Here is a 5,443-nt window from a genome sequence, read left to right as displayed (position 1 = left end):
ACGGCGACGCTGCGACGTCCTGTTCGCCATGCTGCGCGACGGCACCATTTACCAACCCAAGTCAGCCCCTAACGCTTGACGAAAGACATAGCCCCCCCGCTCGACGCACCCGAAACCGTGCTGTATAAAGATATATCTCCATACAGCACGGTTTGATGATGACGTTCTTCACGCCAGCCGATCACGACGCGGCCGTGCAGGCCATGCTCGACCACCCTGATCTCCGCAGTCGCCACCTGCGCGGCCTGATGAGCGGCATCAAGCGTCGCGCGCGCGCCCGCGCGGTGGTCGCCTTCGTTCAGGCGATCGCCCCGCCCCCGCCCGATGTGACGATCACGACCACGCGGCAGCTGATGCGGGTGCTGTTCGGCCACGCGGTGTCGGTCAACGACCTGCACCGCCACTTCGCCACGCCCGGGCGCCTGGCTGACGATCGCGCCGACACGGCCGCGCTGGCCACCTGGCTCGAGGCCAACCGGGAACGCTTGGCGGCCGACGCGGACCGCTTGATGCGCGAGCTGGATGCGGCCTGGAAGGGGTTCACGGAAGCGGCCGCCGAGGCAGCCAGCAAGATCCGCCGGGCCTGACGGCCCGAACGTCGTGGCGAGCCGTGACGGCACGCGCCGTCGACGGACGGTTGATGCCCCGTGCTGTTCACGGATATATCTGCAAGCAGCATGTCCAGCAAACGGACGCGGCGGCACGAATGGCAGTGGCAAAGAACCCGGCCGGAGCCGGGGGTCTCATTGCCGCGTTGACTGTCTCGGCATGCCGGTAAGCGGAGTTAGCGGTATGGCCGCATGCCAAAAAAAACGGGCCAATCGGCCCGTCCTGGATTACATCGCCTTGTGCCATTCCGGCAATTCCGGCGTCACGCGCGTGCTCGGGCGCCGGGCCGCCGTGCGCAGCTGCGCCTTGCCGGCTGCCGTCAGGGGCGCCGGCTTTTTGGCGCGTTGCGACACCCGCACGACCACCTTCGCTGCAACCGTCGTCGGCGCAGTTTTCTTCAGTGGTTTCGTCACATGGCTCATATCAACTCCTTATCCAGCAGATAGTCTAGCAGCTTTGCCCACGACCGGCTGTCGGCACTGAGATCAAACTCCATCAGCCTCTGCGAGCCGTGGTCAGCCCACCACGCGTCGTCGACCTCAAGCAGATCCTGCACGGTCTGGCAGGCGGCGAAGGCTGCGATCGCCCTCTCCGCATCCTCGAGAGGCGCATCGAAGCCCAGCTTAGGCCAGTAGCGATAACCGACGAGATGCGGGTCGTACCCCTCCCCCCGCAATCAGCGTGATCCTGCGGTAGCCAAGACGGTGCGCAGTCATCGCGCACAGTGCAAAGGCCACCGTGCCGAGCCAGTTCGGGGCCTGGTGCCTCAGGAACATGTGATCGATGTGGAGCGCCTGCGCGACTGCGGGTTCCGGGACGTCGTCGGCGTCACCGTCAACCTCGTCGAGATACAACGACATGCCGTCGTCCGCATCTTGGTACAAGCCGATGCGGTTCTTGTGCGGATGCTGCAAAATGGCCGGCTGGACCGACGTAAAGTACACGCCCGGTGGTGCCTCGTCGGGCCCCACCCCATACTGGGCCTGCTCGTGGACGCGAGCGTCCGTAAAGATCATCAGCAGCTGTGCGTACTCGGCGCTGGTGAGTTCGATCGCGTCGAACTCGACGAGCGTCGCAGCATCGAACACCGTGCCGTCCAGGCGGAACGTGCCAGACAGATACTGCTTGGCGAGGTTGGACGCCCGCAACCGATCATAGGGATCCTGCAAGACGTGATCGAAGAAGTCTGTACGGGGCAGAGCCATAGTGTTGGCGACGAATGAAAACGGCGATTCTAGCGGACAGGCCGACCGCGCGGGCATTTCTTGCGTTTGAGCAGATTGAAGTCCGATAGAAATGTTGATCTCTTCTCGCCTTAAAGCTGGCGTCGGCAATGTAGGCGGAGTAGACAATCTTTTTACATTCGTCGCTATAAGAATCCTGGGCGCACAGCGCTCAAGCTCGATATCGCTCACCGTCAGGCCTGAATCTTGGCTCGAGCCAAGATGGGTACAGCCGGTGTGACTTTGCCTCTAAGGCTTTACTGGTGGGCGCCCTACTCGCCCCAGTGCCAGCCACGTCAGTTAAGGCGTGCGGATTCAACCCGTCGATGCAACACACTTGAGGCTGCATAGCAGCGAGGAGTGTTGCAATGAAACAGAGGCGGCGGATCTACTATACAGACAGTCAGAAGGCGTTAATGTGGGAACGCTGGCGCAAGGGCGAATCGCTGCAGCAGATCGCCCAGTTGTTTGATCGGAACCATTCTTCGGTACACGGGATCCTGGCCGAAACAGGCGGCATACAACCGAAGCAACGGCACCGTTCGAGATTGGCACTGACCTTTGCTGAGCGGGAGGAGATCTCGCGCTCAGTGGTTGCTGGTGATTCGATGCGCGCGATTGCGAACCGGCTCGGACGTGCCCCATCCACTGTTAGTCGTGAGCTCAAGCGGAACGGAGGTATGCAGAGTTATCGGGCGCACAATGCTGACGAACTTGCTTGGGAACGAACCCGTCGCCCCCAAGTCTGCAAACTCGTCAGGAACCGAGAACTCGCCCAGGTCGTGGCAAGCAAGCCCCGGTTCCAGTGGTCGCCCGAGCAGATCGCCGGTTGGCTTAAGCACGTGTACGCGGTCAACAGAGACTATCAGGTGTCGCACGAAACCATATACCGCAGCCTCTACATACAAGCGCGCGGCGCGCTCAAAAAGGAATTGCTCGAGCATTTGCGGCGCTCGCGAGCCATGCGCCGTTCGCGTCATCACACGATGAAGACCGACGATCATGGCCGAATCTGCGACACCGTCCCGATTAGTGAACGCCCCGCGAACGTTGATGATCGTGCGATACCGGGCCACTGGGAGGGCGATCTGCTGTTCGGCAACGCGAACAGCCAGATCGCCACGCTCGTCGAGCGTCAGAGCCGCTTCGTGATGCTGGCGAAGGTCGCCAGTAAGGACACGGAAACGGTCATCAATGCGTTGATCCGACACGCCGGCAAGCTTCCTGATGAACTATACAAATCACTGACCTGGGATCGGGGCAAAGAGATGGCCGATCACACACGCTTCACCGTGGCCACCGACATCAAGGTCTATTTTTGTGATCCGCAGAGCCCTTGGCAACGTGGCTCGAACGAGAACACAAATGGGCTCCTGAGACAGTATTTCCCCAAGGGGACCGATCTCTCGGCCTATTCGCAGGCCAAGCTCAACGCAGTAGCCAGACGGCTCAATGAGCGTCCGCGAAAGACACTAAACTTCGATACACCGGCTGAGCGATTTCATCAATTCGTTGCATCGACGGGTTGAATCCGCACGCTTTTCCGGCCGTTACCCAATCTTGGCTCGAGCCAAGTCTAGCTGCAGTCAAGTCATCGACAAGGATCTTTCGTACATCGACTTGGGAATCTTGGCTCGCGCCAAGATTATCCTCGTTCAATCTGAAATCGTTGCTGAACTGCAACAAATTCACAAAACGCAGGATTGTTCCTTAATTGTTTTGACATGTTTTGACTGACGAATAACAATCCGATTGTCAATACTTCGGCTCTCCGAATGGAGGAAAAATGGTCATTACGATTGGGGCGGAAAAAGGTGGCGTTGCAAAGACGCGATTGGCGACTCACATCGCAGCCTTGGCTGCATCGGAAGGCGTTGACGTCGTTCTTCTCGACACGGATAAGCAAGGATCTGCGATGAGTTGGTCCCGAATTCGGAATGAGGAGGGTGTCACGCCAGCAATTCCAGTGCTAGCTCTACCGGCAAATCCCGCTCGGGAGCTAGCAAATCTGGCAAACAAATACACCCTGGTTGTTGTGGACATCGGCGCTCAAAACTATCGAACGATGCTCGAATGTGCACTCCTGTCAGATCTCGTTCTTGTGCCATGTGGTGCAGATCAACAAGAGGTTGAGTCGACCTTGAATGTCTTTTCGACCCTGAAAGATATGGGGCCTCGGCATGAACGCGGAGAAATCCCTGCATACGTTGTTCTCACCCGGGTTTCGCCGGTCGAAGGGGCTAAGGCGACTGCTGACCTCCGCTCCTATCTCGAGAGCGAAGACATCCGACTTTTCGATGCACAAATTCCCCAAAGAGCAGCCTGGCTTGCCACTGGAAAGACGGGCAGGGCAGTCCATGAATTGAAGGGCCGCGACCGGTCGAAGAAGGCGATTGATGAAATGGACGCGGTCTACCGGGAAATTCTCGAGCGAATCAATGGCGGGGAGGAAGAATAATGGCTACCTTCAAGAAGAAGCCCCTGGCGACTGACCGAGTCGCCGCAGTTCAGGACGCAGCATCGACAGCGCCGATTGTGGGCGACCCGCGGATGGCGCCACCGGCAATACATACTGAGCAACCCAAAGCGCGAGAGGTTGGCTCGAGCCAAGATCGGGTCAAATATGAGGTTGGTCAGGTCTATGACGTTCCGATCGGGAAAATTAGATCGAATCCGTTCAATCCGAGAGTCGTTTATACGGCTTCTGCCGTCTCCGAGATGGCTGCTTCGCTGGTTGCTCGGGGACAGGGTATGTCGGCGATCGGGTACGCCAATGGGGAGGGAGAGGTCGTGCTCATTGAGGGCGAAACTCGCCTTCGCGGGGCCCGTGCAGCAGGGCTGCCAACGCTGCGGCTCGAAATTCGTCCTAAACCAGCAAGCGACCGGGAACTGTATGAGGAAGCCCGCGCCGCGAACGTAGAGCGTCGAGATCAAAGCCCGTTGGATGATGCAATCAAATGGAAGGAATTGATTGGAAAGAAGATTTATCCGACGCAAGCAGCCCTGGCCAAGGCACTGAACCTTGGTGAAGACCATGTGAGTCGGACCATGTCGCTCGCTCAATTGCCGAGCAAGGTCGTTCATGCTCTCGCTGAGTATCCGGAACTCCTGTCTCTCAAAATGCTGAACGCAATTCGAGAATTCTGGGAAGTAAAAGGCGAGGAAGAGACCTTGACCCTGATCGCTGAAGCTGCAAAAAGTGGCATGGGCTACCGCGATGTTGCGGCTCGACGTAAAGCGGCTGCGAAAGGGACCGTGAAGCGGCCTCGGTCGACTCGCGAACAGTTAACCTTCCGTGGAGCGAAGGGCGAGTTCAAATCGTTTGAAGAGGACGGACGGATTGAGTTGAAGCTGAAGGGCTTAGCCCCAGACGTGGCGGCGGAGATCAGCGAAAAAATCTTGGCGCTGTTTCCGAAAGAATAGCGTAGGCGCGGCTGCCGCTGGCTGATGCCGGCGGTGGACGTTTCCGTTTCCGTCTCTGTAACTGGTGGGCGGTGCGCCCCAGGTTCGATGGGTGAGGTGTATTAGCCGGGACTCGATCTGACAGGTAGTCGGGCCTACAAAGAACGAGCCATCAATGGGGGATGAGTTTCTCCTTGGCTAGTTCGAGC

The 5,443-nt window shown here is 58.7% G+C and carries 6 protein-coding genes; 4 read left to right on the top strand and 2 right to left on the bottom strand.

The genetic code is table 11. The features are described 5' to 3' along the window. The first annotated feature begins 155 nt into the window (after nucleotides 1-155). Nucleotides 156-587 (top strand): hypothetical protein, encoded by a 432-nt coding sequence (locus ACPUER_RS35745; protein ID WP_425133447.1) that lies wholly within the window; start codon nucleotides 156-158, stop codon nucleotides 585-587. A 249-nt stretch (nucleotides 588-836) separates the two neighbouring features. Here ACPUER_RS35745 and ACPUER_RS35740 read toward each other — a convergent pair whose 3' ends face one another. Beyond that, the gene (locus ACPUER_RS35740; RefSeq protein WP_425133446.1) at nucleotides 837-1,031 is read right to left on the bottom strand and encodes a hypothetical protein; all 195 of its coding nucleotides are present in this window, start codon (nucleotides 1,029-1,031) and stop codon (nucleotides 837-839) included. Between the two features lie 201 nt (nucleotides 1,032-1,232). Beyond that, entirely contained in the window at nucleotides 1,233-1,814 is a 582-nt protein-coding gene (locus ACPUER_RS35735) for a hypothetical protein (protein ID WP_425133445.1), read from the bottom strand. 386 nt (nucleotides 1,815-2,200) lie between these two features. Here ACPUER_RS35735 and ACPUER_RS35730 point away from each other — a divergent pair, with 386 nt between their 5' ends. From ACPUER_RS35730 to ACPUER_RS35720, 3 genes are all read left to right on the top strand, one after another. Continuing rightward, on the top strand, nucleotides 2,201-3,361 hold the full coding sequence (locus ACPUER_RS35730) for an IS30 family transposase (protein ID WP_425133444.1): 1,161 nt from the start codon (nucleotides 2,201-2,203) through the stop codon (nucleotides 3,359-3,361). A gap of 257 nt (nucleotides 3,362-3,618) precedes the next feature. After that, on the top strand, nucleotides 3,619-4,290 hold the full coding sequence (locus ACPUER_RS35725) for an AAA family ATPase (protein ID WP_425133443.1): 672 nt from the start codon (nucleotides 3,619-3,621) through the stop codon (nucleotides 4,288-4,290). After that, nucleotides 4,290-5,255 carry a ParB/RepB/Spo0J family partition protein gene (locus ACPUER_RS35720; protein ID WP_425133442.1) on the top strand — a complete coding sequence of 322 codons (966 nt, stop codon included), beginning with the start codon at nucleotides 4,290-4,292 and terminating at the stop codon, nucleotides 5,253-5,255. The genes ACPUER_RS35725 and ACPUER_RS35720 overlap by 1 nt, the downstream gene beginning before the upstream one ends. The last annotated feature ends 188 nt before the right edge of the window (nucleotides 5,256-5,443 follow it).

Source organism: Burkholderia sp. DN3021 (assembly GCF_049805555.1).
In the GTDB taxonomy this organism is placed as follows: domain Bacteria; phylum Pseudomonadota; class Gammaproteobacteria; order Burkholderiales; family Burkholderiaceae; genus Burkholderia; species Burkholderia pyrrocinia_C.
Note: the sequence above shows the minus strand (reverse complement) of the source record. Positions and strands in the feature narration are given on the sequence as shown.

Bases quoted from the DNA above. Each gene is read 5' to 3' on its own strand.
- ACPUER_RS35735 (WP_425133445.1), bottom strand. From the start codon at position 1,814: ATGGCTCTGCCCCGTACAGACTTCTTCGATCACGTCTTGCAGGATCCC.
- ACPUER_RS35745 (WP_425133447.1), top strand. From the start codon at position 156: ATGATGACGTTCTTCACGCCAGCCGATCACGACGCGGCCGTGCAGGCC.
- ACPUER_RS35740 (WP_425133446.1), bottom strand. From the start codon at position 1,031: ATGAGCCATGTGACGAAACCACTGAAGAAAACTGCGCCGACGACGGTT.
- ACPUER_RS35720 (WP_425133442.1), top strand. From the start codon at position 4,290: ATGGCTACCTTCAAGAAGAAGCCCCTGGCGACTGACCGAGTCGCCGCA.
- ACPUER_RS35730 (WP_425133444.1), top strand. From the start codon at position 2,201: ATGAAACAGAGGCGGCGGATCTACTATACAGACAGTCAGAAGGCGTTA.
- ACPUER_RS35725 (WP_425133443.1), top strand. From the start codon at position 3,619: ATGGTCATTACGATTGGGGCGGAAAAAGGTGGCGTTGCAAAGACGCGA.